Genomic DNA, 20,648 nt, shown 5'->3' with positions numbered 1-20,648 from the left:
GGCCCGCTACGACGGCAGGGTCCAGCGCTGGCCGACGCTGCCCGTGCAGGAGCCGAGGGTCAGCTGGGTCTTGTCGGTCGCGCCGTTACTGGTGTCGGTGAGGCAGAGGCCGGAGACCGGGTTGACCAGTTCGCCGGTGCTGTCGGGCCGCCACTGCTGGGCCTGGGTGCCGTTGCAGGTGTGGAGTTGGATCTTCGTGCCGGAGGAGGTCGCGCCGCCGGTGACATCCATGCAGTCGTTCAGCACCTGCAGGGTGCCGTCGGGGACGACCTTCCAGGTCTGTGCGTTGGTGCCGTTGCAGGCGTGGGTCTGGATGGCCGTACCGTTCGAGGTGGCGGCGCCGGCGTCGTCGGCGCACTTGCCGGTGGCGGTCTCGGTGAGCGGGCCGCTGGGCTGGGCCACCCCCGTGCCCGGCGTGCCGTCGTAGGACGGCGGTGCCGCCGAGGCGTCCGCCGCCCACTGGGTGTCGGCCGTCGAGGAGAGGGTGAAGTCCAGTTCGGCGGACGAGCCGAGATACGAGGCAGGCACGTAGGCCCTGTTCCAGGCGGCGCCGTTGAGGGTCAGGGCCTGGACGTACGGTGAACCGTCGGACGCCGCCGGGGCGTTGACGGTCAGTGTGTGCCCGCCCGAGGTGACGACGGCCGACGTGAACAGGGGGCTGCCGAGGGCCAGGTCGGCGGTGCCCGGGATCTCCGGGTAGAGGCCGAGCGCAGACCAGACGTACCAGGCGCTCATCTCGCCGAGGTCGTCGTTACCGGGCTCGCCGCCGGCGGTGTTGCTCCACAGCTGGTCCTGGACGGCACGCACGGTGGACTGCGTCTTGTACGGCTCGCCGGCCCAGTCGTACTCCCACGGCAGTCCGATGCTGGGCTCGTTGCCCATGTTGGACTGGGTGCCGATGACACTGCCCAGGCCCTGGTAGCCGCTGAGGACGCTGTCCAGGTACGACGCCAGGGACGAGGTGCCGCCCTCCAGGGACGCCAGCTTGGCGAGGTTGAACGGGATCAGCGGGGTGTAGGTGAAGGCGTCGCCCTCGGCGAAGTCGTTGGACGAGGTGCCGGTGATCAGCTTGGCGTTGAAGCCGTCCATCCAGCGGCCGTTGGAGTGCAGTGGCTGGATGTAGCCGGAGGAGGTGTTGAAGATGTTCTGCCAGTCCTGCGCCCGGTCCCGGAACTTCTTCTGGTTCGCGCTGTCGCCGAGTTCGCCGGCGAAGACCGACAGGGCGAAGTCGTCGGTGTCGTACTCCAGTTGGGTGGAGGTGGTGGCGTACTCGTGGCAGCAGCCGTACAGCGAGTTGGTGGGCAGGTAGCCGAAGGAGTCCAGGTACGTCACACCGGGGGTGACGTCGGTGTCGGTCGCCTGCTCCTTGATCATGGCGGCGAGGGCCGTGGCGGTGTCGAAGTTCCGTGCGCCGAAGGCGTAGTAGTCGGCCAGCACGGGCACGGCCGGGTCGCCGACCATGATGTGTGTCTCGCCGGTGGCCATGCCCCACTTGGTGAGCGTGCCGCCCTGCTCGTAGTCGTTGACGATCGACTGCGCCATGTCGGAGGCGGCCGACGGGTCGAGGAGCGCCGTGAGCTGCGCCTGGGAACGGTAGGTGTCCCAGTTGGAGAAGTCGGTGTACTGGGCGCCGTGGCCGGCGGTCACGGTGTGCACGGCGCCGTCGTAGCCGCGGTAGGAGCCGTCGGCGTCGCTGACCACGCTGGGGAAGAGCGAGGCGTGGTAGAGGGCGGTGTAGAAGACGCGCTGCTGGTCGCTGGTGCCGCCGCTGACCGTGATCTTCGACAGCTCGTCGCGCCATGCCGTCGTCGCGGCGGACTTCACGTCGGCGAAGCTCTTGCCGGTCACCTCCGCGTCACGGTTGGCAGCCGCCTCGGCCGTCGACGTGTACGAGATGCCGACCCGGGCCTCGACCGTACGGCTGCTCGTGGTGTCGAAGGTGAGGTACTCACCGCCGCTGTAGCCGCCGGCGGTGAAGGGGTGGTCGAAGGTGATCGCGAAGTAGACGGTGAAGGGGTTGGTGGCCTCGCAGAAGCCGGTGCTGGTCACCGAGCCGGTCACCGTGTCGCCGCCGGTCACGTTCAGCGTCGAGGAGGCGTACGGGGTCTGGGTGCCGTTCAGTTTCAGCAGCAGGCCGGCCTGCGTGGTGGAAGGGAAGGTGAACTGGCCGATCCCCGCGTGCGTGGTCGTGGTGAGCGCGACGCCGGTGCTGTTGCCGAGAGCGACGGAGTAGGAGCCGGGTGACACCGTCTCGTTCGCGTGGGAGAACGACTCGGTTGTGGAGCCGGGGTCGGAGCCGATCGAGCCGACCACGGGCAGGATGGGCAGGACCCCGGCCGCGTCACAGCCGACGCCGGAGACATGGGTGAGGCTGAAGCCGGAGACGGCCGAGTCCGCGTAGTTGTATCCGCCGCCCTTGGGACGCGAGGTGGTGTCCGGGGACCACTGGAGCATGCCGTGCGGGACGTCGGCGCCGGGGAACGTGTTCCCGGCGCTGAAGTCGTTGTTCGCGCCGGTGCCGATGTACGGGTTCACCAGCGGCACGGGGTCGGTCACGGCCGCCGCGGCCCGTGCCGACGGGGCGAGTTGGCCGGGCAAGGCGAAGGCGAGTGCCGTCACCCCGGCCGCCAGTGCCCGCAGCAGGGTGCGGGAGCGCCGGGTGTCAGCCACGGTCGAGCACCTCGCCAAGTACGCCGTTCGCCGGGGCGGTGATCCAGTCGGTGGAGACGTAGGAGGCGCCGTCGGCGGCGAGTTGGGCGACACGGGCCTGCGCGTCGGGCAGGGACGGGGCGGAGGAGCTGAGGGCGGGCGGCACGTCGTAGGCGTCGGTGACGACCGTCAGATAGTGGTTGGTGTCGTACCACTGGGTGTCGCCGTCGCCGACCCAGGCGGCCGCGTCCGCGTCGAACACCACGAACCACGGACGCAGGCCGGCGTCGCTGTAGCGGCTGCGCGGGTCCACCGCCTGCGCGCCGAGCACGCTCGGGAAGACGGCGGCCTGGTCGATGGTCCCGGCGGCGTACAGGTCCTTGAGATGCTGGGCGTAAACGACGTCCACCCAGCTGGAGGCGGGGTCGACGGCCTGCTCGAAGGTGCCGGGGATGATCTCCACGATCGCCTTGCCGCTCAGGGCGGTGTATCCGGCCCAGTTGTTCGCGCGGGCGGCGGTGTCGAGGTCCGGGTAGCGGGTGCCGTCGCTCTTGGTGAGCAGGTCGGCGGGGGTGTAGAGGACGCTGCCGAGATGGGCCTTGACGTAGGCGTCGAAGGAGGCCGGGTTCATGCCGAGGGTGTTGTCGAACCCGTTCTTCATCTCGATCTTGACCATGACCGGGTGACTGGCGGGGTGGGCCTGCAGCCAGATCCGGATGTCGTCGAGGCAGCTGTCCAGGTTCTGGTTGCGGTCGCCGGTGTAGAGGTCGGCGGCCGTGCTCGCCTGGACGCAGTTGTTGTCGCTGCCCAGCGGGTTGCTGTGGCTCACGTTCCACTTGCCGGTGAACACGTTGGCCCAGGTGTCCAGTTCCACGAGGGAGGTGCCGGTGTCCAGGGCGTTGGCGAGGTAGGTGTACGCCGGCTTGTCGTTGTAGGTGTTGTGGATGCCGGTGCCGGACATCTCGGCCAGCGTCGCTCCGCCGAGGCCGTCGGCGTGGGCGGACGGCATCGTTGTCAGGGCGAGCAGCAGAGCCGAGACGGCCGGCAACGCGGCCCGCACTCTTCGACGAAGGCGAATCATGTGCATGCCAATCCCTCTCGCGCAGTGCCCGGTGGTCGCGCAGAGCCTAGAGGGGACGGGCGTCCATTCGCTACGCCCCGGTAACCGCTTTCCCAACATCCCGGAACCGTTACGGGTGTGACGCGACGGCACTACTCCGACGGCGACCAGGGAGCGGACAGCAGATCGGAGACGCTGCGCCGGTCACGGCCCGCCTGCGGCTCTCCGGCCGCCTCGCCCACCGCGATCATGGAGACGATCGCCCAACCCGGGTTCGGACGCAGCTCTTTGGTGAGGCCTTCCAGATCGAAGGCGCGGAACTGATGGACGGCCAGTCCCATCGCCTGGGCCTGGACGGTCATGTGGGCGATGGCCTGGCCGAGGTCGTAGTCCGCGAACTCGGAGTACAGCAGCTCCGTGTCGCCGACGTGACGGCGCGTCAGCGTGACGACGAGCAGGCCCGCGTCGGTCGCCCACCGGGCCGAGCTGGGCGCGAGGTGGGGCAGGACCCGCTCGTGCTCCGGCTCACCGGGCCGGCTCGTGAAGAAGCCCCATGGCTGGGAGTTCCCGGCGGACGGTGCCCACCGCGCGGCTTCCAGCAGCAGGCCCAGCGAGCGGTCGTCGACGACGGCCGACGGGTCGAACCGGGAGGGGCTGAACCGTCCCGCCAGCAGGGGATGGAGGCCGGGCGGTTCCTGATCATCTCGCATGCCGTGGTCCAACCGGCCGCCGTACGGGTGTATTCCAGCCGCGGCAGGAGCGGTTCGGCACGCTCACAGCAGGGCCTCGGCGGTGGTCGGGGCTCGCTTGCAGATGCGGACGTCGGTGAGGGTCACGGACGGGGCGCCCAGCAGGAGGTCAGTGGTCGTGTCGGTGACGGGCGTGCTCGCCGGGACGTGCGGGTCGTGGCCGGCCCGGACGCCGTTCAGGTACACGTCCGCCCTGCGGATGCCGGTGGTGTCCACGGACAGGGTGCAGACGACGGTCACCGGGACTCCGGGGGTGTAGGCGCCCGGGACGGTGACGCTGGTGTGGGTCCCCTCGGCGCACCGCCCACGATCCACTCCAGGCTTCGGTCGGGGTGCAGGGCGACGGCCCAGCCGCCCGCGTGGCGGTCCGCCGTGGCGGGCAGCTTGCCGAGCGGTACGGCCTCGGTGAGCCGGTCGGCGGTGAGCGTGCAGGCCACGGCCAGTTCGCTGGTGAGGCCGTAGGGGTTGGGACCGGCGTGCACGGTGCGGTGATCGGCCCAGGGTTGCGGTAGGCGGGGTCCTGGTCGGTGCACGGTGCACCGCCGTCGGGGCCGTCATGGGCGTAGCCGAACCAGGCGAAGGCCGCCTGTTCGCAAGTCGGCGCGGCGCCCTGGCCGTCCTCTTCGCGCTGATGATCGCGGGCACGGTCGGCGCCTACGGTGTCGCCCATCCCCTGCACTCGATCGCGCTGACCTTCGTCTTCCTTCCGGTACTGGGCCTCGGCGGGGCGAGCTTCGCGGTCTTCACGATCTGGCTGCCCGAGCAGTACCCGACCCGGATGCGCACCACCGCCTTCGCGCTCACCACGACCTTCTCCCGCTGGGTGGCCGCGGCCGGCACCTTCCTCATCGGCTACGGCATCCACGCCACCGGCTCGCTCACCGTCCCGCTCACCCTCACCGCCGTCGTCTTCGTCATCGGGATGGGCCTGGTCCGGCTGGCTCCCGAGACCCGGGACCAGCCGCTTCCCTCCTGACGGCGTACGGAGACCTCATCAGGTGGACTCGCGGACCACGAGCCGGCACGGCACTGTCCGCACCCCCGGCGACGCCTCCCCCGCGTCGATCGCTTCGAGCAGACGCAGGGCCGCGATCCGCCCGATCTCCGCGATGTTCATGTCGATCGTGGTGAGCGGGGGACGGCTGGCCAGAGCCATGGTGTCCCAGTTGTCGTAGCCGACGACCGCGATGTCCTCGGGGACGCCGACGCCCCGCTCCCGCAGCGCGTCGGTCACACCACGGGCGATCTGGTCGTTGCCGCAGAAGAAGGCGTCCGTGCCAGGGGTCGTGCGCAGCACCGCGTCGGCGGCGCGGCGGCCCCATGCCTCGCTCCACTCGCCGAAGTGGACACGTCCGGTGGACAGCTCCAGGCCGGCCTCCCCCAGGTGCGCCACGGCGTGGCGGGCCCGGTCGCGGGCGGCCGCGTGGTGCTCGGGACCGGTGACGTGGGCGATGCGGGTGCGTCCGGTGGACAGCAGGTGCTCCACGGCCAGCTCGGCGCCGCCCTTGTCGTCCGTGACGACGGACATGTCACCGGGGTCGGTGGAGGGCGAGAGCGCGTAGACCACCGGTATCGACTCCAGGCCGGAGATGCCGGTCAGCGGCGGGCGCGGGTCGGTGCGGCGGCCGGTGACGATGATGCCGTCGACCCGGCGGTCCATGAGGTTGCGCAGGTGGTGCTGTTCGCGGATGGCGTCGCCGCGCGTGTCGCACAGCAGGACCGAGATCTTGCCGGCGCCGAGGGCGTCCTCGGCACCGAGGAGGACCGGGGTGCTGAAGCGGCCGATGCCGTCGGTGGTCATCAGACCGACGGTCCAGCTGCGGCCGGTGTGCAGGCTCTGGGCGTGCTGGTTGGGGCGGAAGCCGAGGGCCTCCACCGCGTCCAGCACGCGCTGGCGGGTCTCCGGGCGCATCCGGCCGGCGCCGCTGAGCGCCTTGGAGGCCGTGCCCACGCTGACGCCGGCGAGCGCGGCGACGTCGGCGAGCCGGGCCCGGCCGGTGGACGGAGAGCCTGGAACACCAGCGGGAGCGGTCACGAGCAAACCTTTTCCTTGACGACGGCGACGCCGCCCATCGTGACAGGCAGGGGAGGTCTACGCCAACCCCTGCACGACACGGAAAATCTCTTGCCGCACCTCTTGACCGAAGAGTGCCGCTGCCCTCTACTTCTCGCTCAGGAAAACGATTGCCCACTTGCTTTCCCGTTGCTCACACCCCGCTTCCTCTCGGAGAGCCATGCCCCGCACACGCTCCGTCCCGCCCGCACCCGCCGCTGCCGTGGGTCCGGTCCGACTCGGTCCGGGCGCCCGTGCCGCGCTGCGTCCCGCCGCCGCCGGCATCGACGCGGGCTTCTGGCACGCCCGGCGCGAGGTCAACGCCCGTACCTCCATCCCGCAGGGCCCCGGCCTGCTGGAGTCCGCGGGCAATCTGCACAACCTGCGGCTCGCGGCCGGCACCGCCGAGGGCGAGTTCCAGGGGGCGTACCCCTTCGTCGACACGGACGTCTACAAGTGGCTGGAGGCCGCGGCCTGGCAGCTCGCCCAGGGGGCCGACGAGGAGCTGGCAGCGCACGTCGACCGCATCACCCGGCTCGTCGCCGCCGCCCAGCAGCCCGACGGATACCTCAACACCTGGTTCCAACTGGTCAAGGGCGGCGAGCGGTACCAGGACCTGCGCTGGGGGCACGAGCTGTACTGCGCGGGGCACCTCATCCAGGCCGCCGTCGCGCACCACCGCGCCACCGGCCGCACCGAACTCCTGGACGTGGCCGTGCGATTCGCCGACCACATCGACTCCGTCTTCGGACCGGCCGGCAGCGGCAAACCCCTCGACGGCATCGACGGCCACCCCGAGATCGAGACCGCGCTCGCCGAGCTGTACCGGGAGACCGGCGAACGGCGCTATCTCGACCTGGCCGCCTACTTCGTGGACCGCCACGGCCACGGCCTGCTCGGCGGCGACGCCTACTGCCAGGACCGCGTACCGCTCAAGGAGGCGACGAACGTGGAGGGCCACGCCGTACGCCAGTTGTACCTGCTGGCCGCTGCCGCCGACCTCGCCACCGAGGCCGGAGACGATGAACTGCGCACCGTCGCCGAGCGGTTGTGGCAGGCCATGACCACCACCAAGACCCATGTCACCGGCGGGCTCGGCGCCCACCACGACAAGGAGGACTTCGGCGACCCGTACGAACTGCCCAACGAACGCGCCTACTGCGAGACCTGCGCCGCCATCGCCTCCGTCCAGTGGAGCTGGCGCATGGCCCTGCTCACCGGCGAGGCCCGCTACAGCGACCTGATCGAACGCACCCTGTACAACGGCTTCCTGGCCGGAGTGTCGCTGGACGGCGAGCGCTGGCTGTACGTCAACCCGCTCCAGGTCCGCGACGGCCACACCGACCCCGGCGGCGACCAGTCCGCCCGCCGCACCCGCTGGTTCCGCTGCGCCTGCTGCCCGCCCAACGTGATGCGGCTGCTGGCCTCGCTGGAGCACTACCTGGCCAGCACCGACGACGGCGGCCTCCAGATCCACCAGTACGTCACCGGCCGCTACCGCGGGGACGGCATCACCGTCGGCTGCGCGACCGAGTACCCCTGGAACGGCACGATCGCCCTCACCGTCGAGGAGACCCCGGACGAGGGCCCCTGGACGCTGTCCCTGCGCATCCCGCAGTGGTGCCGAGACGTACGCGTGCGGTGCGGCGAGGAGTCGTACGACGGCCCGGTGACCGATGGCTGGCTGCGGCTGGAGCGGACCTGGGCCGCCGGTGACCGGGTGGTGCTGGAGCTCGGGCTGGAGCCCCGCCTCACCGCGGCGGACCCCCGGGTGGACGCCGTACGCGGCTGCGTGGCCATCGAACGCGGCCCGCTCGTGTACTGCCTGGAGCAGGCCGACCACGCCGGTGGCGGCCTGGACGACATCGTCGTGGACACCACGGGACCCCTCGGCGTGAAGCACCGCCCGGACCTGCTCGGCGGTGTCACCACGGTCGTGGCCGCGGGCCGCAGGCAGCGGATCCCGGACACGGGCTGGTGGCCGTACACCCTGTACCACCCGCAGGGCACGTCCCCCGCAGACCCCACACCGGGTTCGCCCGACAGCGAGCCCGTCGAGTTGACCGCCATCCCCTACTACGCCTGGGCCAACCGCGAAGACGGCAGCATGCGCGTCTGGCTGCCCACCTCCTGACTCCTCCCTCCTGACGAACATCGAGGTCAGCCCCGTGATACCCACCCGCCGCACCCTCCTCGCCGCGCTCACCGCCGTCGGCGCGCTCGCCTCCCTGACCGCCTGCGGTGGCGGCTCCGGCTCCTCGGGCGCCGGCCACGCCTCCTCGGGGACGTACACCTTCTGGGACCCGTATCCGCAGTTCGACGCCTCCTCGCCGTGGGGCAAGCTCGTCTCCGACTGCGGGACGAAGGCCGGGGTGAAGGTCAAGCGCACCGCGTACGACACCACCGACCTCGGCAACAAGGCCCTGCTGGCCGCCCAGCAGGGCAACGCGCCGGACGTGATGCTGGTCGACAACCCGGTCGTCTCGACGCTGGTGGAGGCGGGGATCCTCACCAAGACCAGCGATCTCGGCCTGGACACGAAGTCGATCCAGAAGAACATCATCGGCGCCGGCACCATCGACGGCTCCGCGTACGGCGTGCCCATCGGCGCCAACACGCTCGCCCTCTACTACAACAAGAAGGTCCTGTCCGCCGCGAGCGTCGACCCGGCCTCGATCAAGGACTGGGCCTCCCTCACCGCCGCGCTGAAGAAGGTCAAGGCGGCCGGGAAGAAGGGCATCACCTTCTCCGCGATCAACACCGAGGAGGGCAGCTTCCAGTTCCTGCCCTGGTTCTGGGGCGCGGGCGGCGACCTCACCAAGCTGAACTCCTCGCAGGGTGTGGCCGCGCTGTCGCTGTGGAAGCAGTGGGTGGACGCGGGGTACGCGCCCAAGGACGTCCTGCAGAACACGCAGACGACCAGCTGGCAGGAGTTCGCCACCGGCACCTACGCGTTCGGGGAGAACGGCACCTGGCAGCTCGGCAACGCGGACAAGGCGGGCTTCGACTACGGGATCATCAACGTCCCGGCGCAGAACGGCGGTTCGGCGCCCGTGCCGACCGGCGGCGAGTTCGTCACCGTCCCCGTACAGAAGGACACCGCACGCTACGACGTCAGCAAGAAGATCGTCGAGTGTCTGACCAGTGACGCCAGTCTGCTGCCGACGGACACCACGCTGATGTACGTGGCGCCGACGGCCGCGGTGCAGGCCACGCAGGTGAAGCAGAACCCGAAGCTGAAGCCGTGGGTGGACGCGGTGGCCGCGGCGCGCGGCCGCACCAGCGGCGGGCTGGGCACCAAGTACCCGACCATCTCCCAGCCGATGTGGACCGCGGTCCAGTCGGCGCTCTCCGGGGGCAAGAGCCCGCAGGCGGCCCTGGACACCGCCCAGGCGAGCGCAGGGAAGAACTGAGGCCGGACCATGACCCTCGCCCGTGTCGACCGGCCGCGCCGGCGGACACCGGCGGTGGCGGAGGTGAGCGGGTCCGGCCGGCCGGCGGCGCAGCGCAGGCTGCGGCGCCGGAGCCGGCTCACCGCGCTCGCCTTCGTCGCCCCGCTGATCGCCTACCTCGCCGCCTTCTACCTCTATCCCCTCTACCGCAACCTCGATCTGAGCCTGCGCGACTACACCGTCCGCTCCTTCGTAGCCGGTGACGCGCCCTTCTCGGGCTGGGACAACTTTCAGAAGGTCCTCGACGACCCGGCCTTCGGTCCGGCGCTGCGCCACACGATGGTCTTCACCTTCGTGTCCATCGCCTTCCAGTACGTCATCGGTCTCGCCCTCGCGGTCTTCTTCAACCGGCACTTCCGGCTCTCGGCGGTGCTGCGGGCCCTGTTCCTCATCCCGTGGCTGCTGCCGCTGATCGTGTCGGCATCCACCTGGTCATGGATGTTCAACAGCGAGTCCGGCGTGGTGAACTACTTCCTGCACTTCTTCGGGGTCGATCCGGTGGGCTGGCTCACCTCGCCGGACTGGGCGCTGCCCTCGGTGATCATCGCCAACATCTGGATCGGCATCCCGTTCAACCTGGTCATCCTGTACAGCGGGCTGCAGAACATCCCCGCCGAGCTGTACGAGGCCGCCGCCCTGGACGGGGCGAGCGCCTGGCAGGTGTTCCGCCGGATCACCTTCCCGCTGCTGCGGCCGGTGTCGGCGATCACCCTGCTGCTCGGTCTCGTCTACACGCTCAAGGTGTTCGACCTGATCTGGATCATGACCAAGGGCGGTCCCGGCGACTCCTCCTCCACCCTGGCCACCTGGTCGTACCAGCTGGGCTTCGGCACGCTGCTGCCCAAGTTCGGACCGGGCGCCGCGGTCGGCAACCTCCTCATCCTCATCGCCCTCGTCTTCGGCCTGCTGTACATCCGCGTCCAGAGGAGGCAGGAGGCGTGACGTCACGGCGCTACACCCTGATCGGCCTCGTGCTGACGGCGCTGATGCTGTTCCCGGTGTACTGGATGCTCAACGTGTCCCTCACCCCGCAGCAGGACATGCGCAAGAGTCCGCCCGACCTGTTCCCGCTGCACCCGACCTTCGAGGGCTACCGCTCGGTCCTGGACGACCAGTTGCCCTACCTCGGCACCAGCCTGCTCATCGGCCTCGGTACGGTGGCGCTGACTCTGGTACTGGCCGCACCAGCCGGCTACTCCATGGCCAAGCTGCGTCCGCGGGGCGGCGGAGCGCTCGGCCTGGCCCTGCTGATCGCCCAGATGGTCCCCGGCATCGTCATGGCGATGGGCTTCTACGGCATCTTCCTCGACCTCGGTCTGCTGAACTCCTGGTGGGGGCTGATCATCGCCGACTCCACCATCGCCGTGCCCTTCGGTGTCATGATCTTCACGGCGTTCATGTCAGGCATCCCGGCCGAGCTGATCGCCGCCTCGCGCATCGACGGCGCGGGCACCTTCCGCACGTTCTGGTCGATCGTCCTGCCGGTGAGCCGCAACGCGCTCGTCACCGTCTCGCTCTTCAGCTTCCTGTGGGCCTGGTCCGACTTCGTCTTCGCCAACACCCTGGACGGCGGCGGCGATCTGAGGCCGATCACCCTCGGCATCTACAAGTACATCGGCAACAACAACCAGGAGTGGAACGCGATCATGGCCACCGCCGTCGTCGCCTCCATCCCCGCGGCAGTCCTGCTGGTCCTCGCACAGCGCTATGTGGCCGCGGGTGTCACCGCCGGCGCGGTCAAGGACTGAGCCACCTCCCCCATCCCCTCCGTCGAGGAGAACCCTCTCCATGAGCCGCACAAGACCCCTCACTTCTCTCCTGGGTGTCTGCGCCCTGGCCGTCGGCACCGCGCTCGCCGCCGGTGCCCCGGCCCAGGCGGCGCCCACCTCCACCACCACCCTGGTGGTCGACGCCGGCCAGACACTCCGCCCGGTCACCCATGTCGCCACCGGCAGCCTCTACGGCCTCGCCGACGACACCACACCCGCCGACAGCCTGGTCACCCCGCTCAAGCCGAACACCTTCGTGCAGATGGCGCCGGGCGGCTCCCAACTGCCCAACGGCGAGCCCAAACCGGCCGGTGACGCGCTGGTCGTCGCGCCGAAGGCGGCCCGCGCCGGCGCCAAGGTCGTCGTACGGATGCCGGACTGGTACCCCAACTTCCCGTACAAATGGGTGAGCTGGAGCGACTGGCTGTCCGCCGTCGACAAGCAGGTCGCCTCCGTGCGGTCCTCGGGCGCCGGCAACATCGCCGCGTACGAGCTGTGGAACGAGCCCGACTGGACGTGGGACACCACCCACGCGGGCTCCTTCGACGCCGGCTGGACGCGCACGTACAAGGAGGTGCGGTCGAAGGACGCCGGCACCCCGATCCAGGGCCCGAGTTACTCGTCCTGGAACCAGTCCTGGATGTCGCAGTTCCTCACCGACGCCAAGGCGAACGGCACCGTCCCCGACATCATCAGCTGGCACGAGCTGCAGGGCAGCTCCGGCATCGCCGCGCACGTGGCCGCGTACCGTTCGCTGGAGTCGAGCCTCGGCATCAGCCCGCGCCCGATCGCCATCGAGGAGTACGGCACCACCGGCGAGGTCGGCGTGCCCGGCCCGCTCGTCGGCTACATCGCCAAGTTCGAGCGGGCCGGTGTGCACGACGCCGAGCTCGCCTTCTGGAACCACTACGGCACCCTCGGCGACACCCTCACCGACACCGGCGGCTCACCCAACGGCGCGTACTGGCTGTACAAGTGGTACGGCGACATGTCGGGGAACATGCTCGTCACCACGCCCCCGGCGCAGACCGGGATCGACGGCATCGCCTCCCTCAACGGCTCGCGCAACCAGATCAGCGTCGTCGCGGGCGGCTGCACCGGCTCCTGCGCGGTCACCGTCAACGGCCTGTCCTCGTTGTCGGCCTTCGGCGGTACCGTCCATGTGAAGCTGGAGTACACGCCCAGCACCGGCCGTACGACCGCCTCCCCGGGGCCGATCACCATCTCCGACGCCGACTACACCGTGTCCGGCGGCTCCATCACCGTACCGGTGACCATGAACGCCTCGGACGGCTACCACCTGGTGATCACCCCCACCGGTACCTCCACCTCCCTGGCCGGGCGCTACCAGATCACCAACAAGAACAGCGGTCTCGCCCTGGACGCCCTGAACGGCGGCACCGCGCAGGGAACCTCGGTCGTCCAGGCCACGTCCACCACCGGCACGGACCAGAACTGGAGCCTGGTGGCGGCGGGTTCGGGCCTGTACAAGATCGTCAACCAGAAGAGCGGTCTGCTGCTCGGCATCCAGAACATGAGCACGAGCGACGGGGGTCCGGCCCTGATCTGGGGTGACAACGGCACCGCCGACCACCTCTGGCAGGTCATCCCGGCCCGCGACGGCTACGACAAGATCGCCGACTACAACAGCGGCCTCCTGCTGGGCGTGGACCAGATGAGCACCTCCTCCGGCGCCCAGGTCCTGCAGTGGTCCGACAACGGCACCGCCGACCACCTGTGGAAGCTGACCGCACGCTGAGGTCCGCCCCACCGAGGGCACTCGGCACTGCATGAGACACCTGTGTCCCTGGCCGATGTCGGCGGCCAGGGACACAGGGCGTGCGGCATGTGCGCGTGGCCCGGCGTCACGCCGGAAGGTGTGTTCAGAAGGTGAGCACGGGCTTGATCGTCTTGCCCGCGCTCATGTCGCGCGCCGCCCGGTCGATGTCGGCGAACGGATAGGTGCTGATCAGGCGGTGCAGCGGCAGCCGTCCCTCCTTGACCAGCTGGACCAGGGCGGGGATGAGGGTCTGGGTCTCGCTGTCCCCCAGGGTGAGACCCACGATCCGCTTGCCCGGCAGCAGGCCGTTGACGTCCAGGGCGACTTCGGTGCCGAAGGGCGGGGCGCCGACGACCACCAGGGTGCCGCGGGCGGCCAGCGCGTCGGCACCCTGGCGCAGCACGGCGACGTTGCCCGTGGTCTCGACGACCGCGTCGGCTCCCTGTCCGCCGGTCAGCAGGGCGAGTGCGTCGCCCAGGTCGGCCTGGGTCGCGTCGACGGTGTGGGTGGCGCCCAACTCCTCGGCAAGGGCGAGACGTTCGGCGAAGCGGTCGACGGCGATGATCCGGGCGGCCGGGGTGAGCGCGGCGGCCATGACCGCGGACAGGCCCACGGCTCCGGCACCGAGGACGACGAGCGTGCTGCCCGCCCGGGGCTTGAGGACGTTCCATACGGCACCGACCCCGGTCTGCACACCGCAGCCGAGCGGGGCCATGGACGTGAGCGGCACCTCGGGGTCGACCTTCACCAGGCTGCGCCGGTCCACCACCGCGTGTGCGGCGAAGGCGGACTGGCCGAAGAAGTGCCCGCCGAGCGGGGTGCCGTCGCGGCTGATGGTGCTGGTGCCGTCGGCGCGCCGGCCGCCGATGAGGTTCAGCGGCAGCCAGGTGGCGCAGTACGCCGGGTGTCCTTCGCGGCAGTTGCGGCAGCCGCCGCAGGAGGTGAAGGACAGCACGACGTGGTCGCCGGGCGCGACGTCCGTCACGTCCGGGCCGACGGCTTCGACGACACCAGCTCCCTCGTGTCCGAGGACGCCGGGCAGCGGGAACGGCAGGCCGCCGCTCGCCACGCCGAGATCGGTGTGGCACAGGCCGGTGGCGGCCATGCGGACGAGAGCCTCGCCCGGCCCCGGGCCGTCGAGCTCGACGTCGCAGAGGGTGAAGGGCGCTCCGCCGGATTCGACCACGGCGGCGCGCGTGGGGGTGGTCCTGCGTGTCATACGGTGAACTCCTTTGCGCGGGCGCTCAGTCGAGCGAGACGACGACGGACTTGACCTTGGTGTAGGCGGCGAGAGCCTCGGGGCCGTACTCCCGGCCGAAGCCGGAGTCCTTGACACCGCCGAAAGGGACCGCGGGGTCGAGCATGGCCCAGTCGTTGATCCAGACGATGCCGGCCTGCAGCCGCCCGGCGACGCGGTGGGCGCGGGCGAGGTCGGTGGTCTGGATGCCCGAGGCGAGGCCGTACGGCGTGGAGTTGGCGAGGGCGACCGCCTCGTCCTCGGAGTCGAAGGGCTGGACCGTGAGGACGGGGCCGAAGATCTCCTCCTGGACGACCCGGGAGTCGTCGGCCAGGCCGGTGATCACCGTGGGCCGGTAGAAGTAGCCGCCGTTCAGGTCGAGCCGCTCGCCGCCGACGACCACCCGGGCCCCCTCCGTGCGGGCCAGTTCGACGTACTCCTCGACCTTCTTCAGGTGCTTCGCCCCCGCCATCGGCCCGACGACGGTACCCGGATCGCGCGGGTCACCGACCGGCACCTGCGCGACCGCCCCGGCGAGGATGCCGACGAGGGTGTCGTGCAGCGGGCGGGCGACCAGCAGCCGGGGGCCGGCCATGCAGAACTGGCCGGTGTTGAAGACGAACGCCTTGATGATCGCGCCGACGGCCTTCTCCAGGTCGGCGTCCTCGAAGACGATGTGTGCGGCGTTGCCGCCCAGTTCCATCATGACGGTCTTGAGTCCCTCACCGGCCACGCTCGCCACATGCCGGCCGACGGCGGTGGAGCCGGTGAAGGCGACCTTGTCGATCCCGGGGTGGCGCAGCAGGGCCTCGCCGGCGACCGGGCCCGTGCCGGTGACGACGTTGACGACACCGTCGGGAACGCCGGCCTCCGTCAGCAGGGCGGCCATCCGCAGGGCGCTGAGCGGGGTCTCCTCGGCGGGCTTGTGCACGACGGTGTTACCGGCCGCGAGGGCCGGGGCGAGCTTCGAACCGGCGAGGATCAGCGGGAAGTTGAAGGGCGTGATGGCCGCGACGACACCGAGCGGCTCGCGGCGGGTGTAGGCGAAGGCATGGAGCGGGGTGTCACGGGTGGCGCCGTCCTGGCTCTGGGCGAGGAAGGCGTAGTACTCGTAGTCGTTGGCCGCGTTCGTGACGTCGACCGCGCTGCACAGGGAGATCGGCTTGCCGACGTCCAGGCTCTCCAGGGCCGCGAGTTCCCCTGCGTGCTCACGGATCAGTTCCGCGACGCGGTACAGGACGCGCCCGCGTTCCCGGCCGCTCATCCGGGGCCAGGGTCCGGAGTCGAAGGCGTCCCTGGCCGCGCGTACGGCGGCGTCGACGTCACCGGCGGCCGCCTCCGCGACGGTCGTGATCACCTGGCCGGTGGACGGGTCGATGACCTCCATACGGGCGCCGTCGGCGGCCTCGCGCCAGTGGCCGCCGATGAACAGCTGTCCGGGGTCGGTGTCGAAGGTGGTCGTCATTGGCCCACTCCCCAGCGTTGATCGCTAAAGTCTCAACAAACAGGATTCCTGTTGATCCGCAGTCTGATTACAGCCAGGTTTCCTGTCAATGGACGCGTGGTCGGTACACAGACACCGCCGTACGGCGGGCCCCGGTCCGGACTGTGTCGCGCGTCACATCCATCCCATGTCACAGCCGGCCCCTCTGCTCCCATCTGGTGGGCGTCAGCAAGCGAGCCGAGGAGGACGCAACGATGAACGCACAGCAGGAGACCGGCATGGCGGCCGCGCACCGCGTGGTGATCCTGGGGGCGGGATACGCCGGCCTGGCCGCCGCCGTCCAGCTCGCGGCCCGCGTGCAGGGGCGGCCGGGCGTGGCGGTGACCGTGGTGAATGCGCAGGCGCGGTTCACCGAGCGGATGCGGCTGCACATGACGGCCACCGGACAGCGACTGGCCGAGCTGAGCATTCCGGAGTTGCTGGAGGGGACGGGCGCGCGGTTCGTGCGCGGCTGGGTGACGGCGGTGGACGCGGACACGCGGACCGTGCGGATCGACGACGACCGCGAGCTGCACTACGACACGCTGGTGTACGGACTGGGCGGGGTCGCCGACACGCCGGCGGTGCCTGGCGCCGAGGAGCACGCCTTCACCCTGAGCGGCGCACCGGACGCCGAACTGCTCGCCGGCCGGCTGGCCCGGCTCGACAGCGGCACGGTGGTGATCGTCGGCAGCGGGCTGACCGGCATCGAGTCGGCCGCGGAGATCGCCGAGCGGCGCCCGGAGCTGAACGTCGTGCTGCTGGGCCGCACCGAGCCCGGCGCGACGATGAACGCCAGGGCCAGGGCGTATCTGCGGTCCGCGCTCGACCGGCTGGGCGTCCAGGTGCGCTCCGGGGCCGAGGTGGTGAAGGTGCTGCCCGACACGGTCGAACTGGCGGACGGGCAGAGCATCGCCGCCGACGCCGTGCTGTGGACGAGCGGCACGCGCGTGTCGCCGCTGGCGGCCGCCGCGGGGCTGACCGTCGACGAGCGCGGGCGCATCGTCACCGACGCGAGCCTGCGGTCGGTGTCCCACCCCGAGGTGTACGCCGTCGGCGACGCGGCCGCGATCAGCCAGGGCTACGGCGTCATGCACGGCACCTGCCAGGGCGGCATGCCGACCGGGGTGCACGCCGCGCTGTCGATCGACCGGGCGCTCAGGGGCAGGCGGCCCAAGCCGTTCCGCTTCGGCTATTACCACACGCCGGTGAGCCTGGGACGCGGCGACGCCGTGGTGCAGTTCACACACCCCGACGACAGCCCCCGCCGGATCTGCCTGACCGGCGCCATGGCGGTCAGGTACAAGGAGACGGTGACCGCTTCCCCTTGGCCGACGTACGGCCGTATGAAGAAGATGCCTGCCTCGGGCGCGTTCTGGCCCCGCGGGGGCCGCTTCACCCGGGTCCGGAGGGCCAAGTGACCGACCTGTCCGCCCGGCCCGGCCAGCAGGTCTTCCATGAGCACCGGCGGCTGCTGTTCTCCGTGGCCTACCGGGTCCTCGGCAGCGCCGCCGACGCCGAGGACGCGGTCCAGGACGCCTGGATCAAGTGGTCGGCCGCCGACCGCTCGCAGGTGGCCGACCCCAAGGCGTATCTGACGCGCATCGTCTCGAACCTGGCGCTGGAGCGGCTGCGGTCCACCCGGCACAAACGGGAGACCTATGTGGGGCCGTGGCTGCCGGAGCCCATCCTGACCGGCGGGGACGCGTCCGAGGCCGTCACGGACGCCGAGTCGGTGTCGACGGCCATGCTGGTGGTGCTGGAGACGCTCAGTCCGCTGGAGCGCGCGGTGTTCGTGCTGAAGGAGGTCTTCGACTTCAGCCACGCCGAGATCGCCGAGGCGGTGGAGCGTTCCGAGGCCGCGGTGCGGCAGGCGGCGCATCGCGCACGGGAGCATGTGCGGGCCCGGCGGCCGCGCTTCGCCGCGGACCGGACGCAGCAGCGCGCGGCCACCGAGCGGTTCCTCGCCGCCTCGACCGGCGGGGACGTCAACGCCCTGATGGAACTGCTGTCCCCCGACGTCACCCTGTGGACCGACGGCGGCGGCAAGGTCCGCCAGGCCCTGCGTCCCGTGGTGGGCGCGGCCACGGTGGCGGGCTGGTTCGCGGCCATCACCACCGTGACCTACCAGGGCGTAAAGCCCGCCGACATGAAGGCCGACCTCCTGGAGATCAACGGCGGTCCGGGCATGGTCTTCCGCGGCCCGGACCACGTGATCGCCACCGTCACCTTCGACTTCGGCGCCGACGGCCGTATCACCGCCATCCACAACGTGGCCAACCCGGACAAGCTCCAGGCGGTCACCGGTGGCACGACGTACGACATCGGGACGCGGTGACGCCCGGCTCACGGGTGGTTCACGGACGTTCCGCCCGTCCGGACGGGCGGCGTGGCTCGATCATCTCCCCGGGCCGTGGGCTGGGGCCGGGACGTTGCTTCCGACTGGTGGCGTCAGGTGAAGTGCTCAACTATGAGCACCACCTCAGAGCGATGACGAGAGTCGGTCAGTAGCGACCAGGTTCCCAGCACCGGATGACTGAAGTCAGTCATCCGGTGCTATGTTCTCTGCGTGACTTCACGCACGCGCCACGCGCAGATCGTGGAATCCCTCCGCACGACGGGGGTCGCCTCGGTGCGAGAACTCGCCGAGCGGCTCCAGGTCAGCGAGTCCACCATCCGCCGGGACCTGATCGAGCTGGACCGCAACGGCGAACTCGTGCGCACCTACGGCGGTGCCGCGCTGGCCCCGCGCGCCACCGTGGACGCCACGGCGCACGAGCCGGAGGAAGAGGCCCCCTTCGACGTCGTCGCGACGCGCGACCAGGCGTTGAAGGAGGCCATGGCGGAGGAGGCCGTGAAGCTCGTCGAGGACAACAGCGTGGTCGTCCTGGACATCGGAACCACACCCCGGGCGATCGCCCGGCGGCTGCGCGGGCGCCCCGTCACGGTCATCACCAGCAGCCTGGCCGTGCTCGACGAACTCCGTCACGACGACGCCGTACGGCTGGTGATGCTGGGCGGCGTACTGCGCCGCAACTACCAGTCCCTGGTCGGCTCCCTGACCGAACAGGCACTGCGTCAGGTCAGCGCCGACCTGCTCTTCCTCAGCTGCACCGGGGTCCGCCCGAGCGGTCACGTGGTGGACAACATGGCGGTCGAGGCACCCCTGAAGCAGGCCATGATCGAAACGGCGGGACGGGTCGTCCTGGTCGCGGCCGAGAGCAAGTTCCCGGGCAGCGGCTCGCTGCGCGTGTGCTCGCTGTCGGACATCGACATCCTGATCACCACCAGCGGTGCCGATCCCGGCACACTCCAGCTCTGCCGAGCAGCGGGGGGAAAGGTGATGGTCACATGAAGTCGACCGTCCTCGGCCGCGGCGGATCCCGCGTCCCGTACGTTTACCAGGCCCTGCTCAGCGACCAGGGCGCCCCGCGCATCGACGACGTCCGGCTGTACGACACCGATCCCGCCCGCCTCACGGCGATGGCCGAGGTGCTCGCCCGGTTCGCGGACGGCCGCCCCGGCGCCCCCACGGCGGCGACCGCCACCACGGCCCTCGACGACGCCCTGGAGGGCAGCGGCTTCGTGTTCGGCGCCGTCCGGGTGGGCGGGCTCGCAGGCCGCACCTGCGACGAGCGGGTCGCCCTCGACCGGAACGTCCTCGGCCAGGAGACGGCCGGGCCGGTCGGTCTCGCCTGCGGCCTGCGCACGATCCCCGTGATGCTCGACATCGCGCACCGCGTGCGCAGACTCGCGCCCGGCGCGTACGTCATCACCTTCACCGGCCTCGCCGGGATGATCACGGAAGCGATGCAGAGCGTCCTGGGCGACCGTGTCCTCGGCATCTGCGACACCCCCTCCGGCCTCGGCCGCCGGATCGCCACGACGCTCGGCCTCGATCCGTCCCGGGCCCAGTTCGACTGCGTCGGCCTCAACCACCTCGGCTGGACGCGCCGGGTCCTCCACAACGGCGAGGCCCCGAGGACGCCGTGGTGGAAGTCCCGGTCACCGTCGATGCCCATGATGTGCACCCGCTCACCATCACCCGGCCCGAGCTGCGTCAGGCCGGGCTGATGCAGCAGGTCACGGCGGTCGAGCGGCTCACGATCAGCGCGGCCGTCACCGGCGACCGCGCCGATGCGCTCAAGGGGTTCGCCTTCCATCCCTCGTCGATTCGGTCACGGTCGGCCGCCGGCTGCCGGACGGGTACATCCAGCGCATCCCGGACGGAGGTCGCGGCCGTGTTCGGGGGCGGGCGGAGCCAGCCGTACGGGGTGCGGGGCGACGGCGCCCGGCACCCCCGCCCGACCCCGCCCGCAGATGTCCCGACCCACCCTTTTCAGAACGGCAGGCCCAGCGTGGAAGTTGTCATCGTTCCGGACGCCGCGGCGGGCGGCGAGCTGATCGCCGAGGCCA

17 protein-coding genes and 2 pseudogenes are annotated in these 20,648 nt (G+C 70.8%); 11 read left to right on the top strand and 8 right to left on the bottom strand.

Annotated elements, in window-relative coordinates:
- Positions 1–6: 6 nt before the first annotated feature.
- From LE548_RS35205 to LE548_RS35185, 5 genes are all read right to left on the bottom strand, one after another.
- Positions 7–2,670 (bottom strand): lectin, encoded by a 2,664-nt coding sequence (locus tag LE548_RS35205; RefSeq protein ID WP_225101098.1) that lies wholly within the window; start codon positions 2,668–2,670, stop codon positions 7–9.
- Positions 2,663–3,730, bottom strand: coding sequence for a hypothetical protein (locus tag LE548_RS35200; protein WP_225101097.1), 1,068 nt, complete (start codon positions 3,728–3,730; stop codon positions 2,663–2,665). Before LE548_RS35200 ends, LE548_RS35205 begins: the two co-directional genes overlap by 8 nt.
- Before the next feature lie 131 nt (positions 3,731–3,861).
- The gene (locus tag LE548_RS35195) at positions 3,862–4,419 is read right to left on the bottom strand and encodes a nitroreductase family protein (RefSeq protein WP_225101096.1); all 558 of its coding nucleotides are present in this window, start codon (positions 4,417–4,419) and stop codon (positions 3,862–3,864) included.
- Positions 4,420–4,482: 63 nt separating this feature from the next.
- Positions 4,483–4,698, bottom strand: a complete 216-nt coding sequence (locus tag LE548_RS35190; protein WP_225101095.1) for a hypothetical protein — start codon at positions 4,696–4,698, stop codon at positions 4,483–4,485.
- Positions 4,695–4,940: a hypothetical protein gene (locus LE548_RS35185; protein WP_225101094.1), complete on the bottom strand. Its 246-nt coding sequence runs from the start codon at positions 4,938–4,940 to the stop codon at positions 4,695–4,697. Before LE548_RS35185 ends, LE548_RS35190 begins: the two co-directional genes overlap by 4 nt.
- A 74-nt stretch (positions 4,941–5,014) precedes the next feature.
- Here LE548_RS35185 and LE548_RS35180 point away from each other — a divergent pair, with 74 nt between their 5' ends.
- Positions 5,015–5,434 (top strand): hypothetical protein, encoded by a 420-nt coding sequence (locus LE548_RS35180; RefSeq protein ID WP_225101093.1) that lies wholly within the window; start codon positions 5,015–5,017, stop codon positions 5,432–5,434.
- 18 nt (positions 5,435–5,452) lie between these two features.
- Here the strand turns inward: LE548_RS35180 and LE548_RS35175 are convergent, their stop codons facing one another.
- Positions 5,453–6,493, bottom strand: coding sequence for a LacI family DNA-binding transcriptional regulator (locus LE548_RS35175; RefSeq protein WP_225101092.1), 1,041 nt, complete (start codon positions 6,491–6,493; stop codon positions 5,453–5,455).
- 199 nt (positions 6,494–6,692) lie between these two features.
- Here LE548_RS35175 and LE548_RS35170 point away from each other — a divergent pair, with 199 nt between their 5' ends.
- Genes LE548_RS35170 through LE548_RS35150 form a run of 5 tightly spaced genes read left to right on the top strand, consistent with a single transcriptional unit; the run spans position 6,693 to position 13,491 of the window.
- A complete protein-coding gene (locus LE548_RS35170) occupies positions 6,693–8,645 on the top strand; it encodes a glycoside hydrolase family 127 protein (protein WP_225101091.1) in 1,953 nt (650 codons plus the stop codon).
- A gap of 34 nt (positions 8,646–8,679) precedes the next feature.
- Positions 8,680–9,924 (top strand): extracellular solute-binding protein, encoded by a 1,245-nt coding sequence (locus LE548_RS35165; RefSeq protein WP_225101090.1) that lies wholly within the window; start codon positions 8,680–8,682, stop codon positions 9,922–9,924.
- Positions 9,925–9,933: 9 nt separating this feature from the next.
- Positions 9,934–10,905, top strand: coding sequence for a carbohydrate ABC transporter permease (locus LE548_RS35160; RefSeq protein WP_225101089.1), 972 nt, complete (start codon positions 9,934–9,936; stop codon positions 10,903–10,905).
- Between the two features lie 44 nt (positions 10,906–10,949).
- The gene (locus LE548_RS35155; protein ID WP_225101178.1) at positions 10,950–11,711 is read left to right on the top strand and encodes a carbohydrate ABC transporter permease; all 762 of its coding nucleotides are present in this window, start codon (positions 10,950–10,952) and stop codon (positions 11,709–11,711) included.
- A gap of 40 nt (positions 11,712–11,751) precedes the next feature.
- Positions 11,752–13,491: an RICIN domain-containing protein gene (locus tag LE548_RS35150; protein ID WP_225101088.1), complete on the top strand. Its 1,740-nt coding sequence runs from the start codon at positions 11,752–11,754 to the stop codon at positions 13,489–13,491.
- A gap of 124 nt (positions 13,492–13,615) precedes the next feature.
- Here LE548_RS35150 and LE548_RS35145 read toward each other — a convergent pair whose 3' ends face one another.
- Positions 13,616–14,731: an NAD(P)-dependent alcohol dehydrogenase gene (locus LE548_RS35145; RefSeq protein ID WP_225101087.1), complete on the bottom strand. Its 1,116-nt coding sequence runs from the start codon at positions 14,729–14,731 to the stop codon at positions 13,616–13,618.
- A 25-nt stretch (positions 14,732–14,756) separates the two neighbouring features.
- Positions 14,757–16,214 (bottom strand): aldehyde dehydrogenase, encoded by a 1,458-nt coding sequence (locus tag LE548_RS35140; protein WP_225101086.1) that lies wholly within the window; start codon positions 16,212–16,214, stop codon positions 14,757–14,759.
- A 233-nt stretch (positions 16,215–16,447) separates the two neighbouring features.
- Here LE548_RS35140 and LE548_RS35135 point away from each other — a divergent pair, with 233 nt between their 5' ends.
- The 5 genes and pseudogenes from LE548_RS35135 to LE548_RS46695 form a co-directional block, all read left to right on the top strand.
- Positions 16,448–17,653, top strand: coding sequence for an NAD(P)/FAD-dependent oxidoreductase (locus LE548_RS35135; RefSeq protein WP_225101085.1), 1,206 nt, complete (start codon positions 16,448–16,450; stop codon positions 17,651–17,653).
- Positions 17,650–18,570 carry an RNA polymerase sigma-70 factor gene (locus LE548_RS35130; protein ID WP_225101084.1) on the top strand — a complete coding sequence of 307 codons (921 nt, stop codon included), beginning with the start codon at positions 17,650–17,652 and terminating at the stop codon, positions 18,568–18,570. The genes LE548_RS35135 and LE548_RS35130 overlap by 4 nt, the downstream gene beginning before the upstream one ends.
- Before the next feature lie 231 nt (positions 18,571–18,801).
- On the top strand, positions 18,802–19,587 hold the full coding sequence (locus LE548_RS35125; RefSeq protein ID WP_225101083.1) for a DeoR/GlpR family DNA-binding transcription regulator: 786 nt from the start codon (positions 18,802–18,804) through the stop codon (positions 19,585–19,587).
- Positions 19,584–20,216: pseudogene (locus LE548_RS35120) on the top strand (6-phospho-beta-glucosidase); the annotation flags it as partial. The gene LE548_RS35125 and the pseudogene LE548_RS35120, both read left to right, overlap by 4 nt.
- A gap of 5 nt (positions 20,217–20,221) precedes the next feature.
- Positions 20,222–20,648, top strand: a pseudogene (locus tag LE548_RS46695) (hypothetical protein); the annotation flags it as partial.

The organism is Streptomyces sp. CoH27, assembly GCF_020181035.1.
Taxonomy (GTDB): Bacteria; Actinomycetota; Actinomycetes; order Streptomycetales; family Streptomycetaceae; genus Streptomyces; species Streptomyces camelliae.
Note: the sequence above shows the minus strand (reverse complement) of the source record. Positions and strands in the feature narration are given on the sequence as shown.

Bases quoted from the DNA above. Each gene is read 5' to 3' on its own strand.
- LE548_RS35200 (WP_225101097.1), bottom strand. From the start codon at position 3,730: ATGATTCGCCTTCGTCGAAGAGTGCGGGCCGCGTTGCCGGCCGTCTCG.
- LE548_RS35195 (WP_225101096.1), bottom strand. From the start codon at position 4,419: ATGCGAGATGATCAGGAACCGCCCGGCCTCCATCCCCTGCTGGCGGGA.
- LE548_RS35180 (WP_225101093.1), top strand. From the start codon at position 5,015: ATGGGCGTAGCCGAACCAGGCGAAGGCCGCCTGTTCGCAAGTCGGCGC.
- LE548_RS35170 (WP_225101091.1), top strand. From the start codon at position 6,693: ATGCCCCGCACACGCTCCGTCCCGCCCGCACCCGCCGCTGCCGTGGGT.
- LE548_RS35160 (WP_225101089.1), top strand. From the start codon at position 9,934: ATGACCCTCGCCCGTGTCGACCGGCCGCGCCGGCGGACACCGGCGGTG.
- LE548_RS35155 (WP_225101178.1), top strand. From the start codon at position 10,950: ATGCTGTTCCCGGTGTACTGGATGCTCAACGTGTCCCTCACCCCGCAG.
- LE548_RS35150 (WP_225101088.1), top strand. From the start codon at position 11,752: ATGAGCCGCACAAGACCCCTCACTTCTCTCCTGGGTGTCTGCGCCCTG.
- LE548_RS35145 (WP_225101087.1), bottom strand. From the start codon at position 14,731: ATGACACGCAGGACCACCCCCACGCGCGCCGCCGTGGTCGAATCCGGC.
- LE548_RS35140 (WP_225101086.1), bottom strand. From the start codon at position 16,214: ATGACGACCACCTTCGACACCGACCCCGGACAGCTGTTCATCGGCGGC.
- LE548_RS35135 (WP_225101085.1), top strand. From the start codon at position 16,448: ATGAACGCACAGCAGGAGACCGGCATGGCGGCCGCGCACCGCGTGGTG.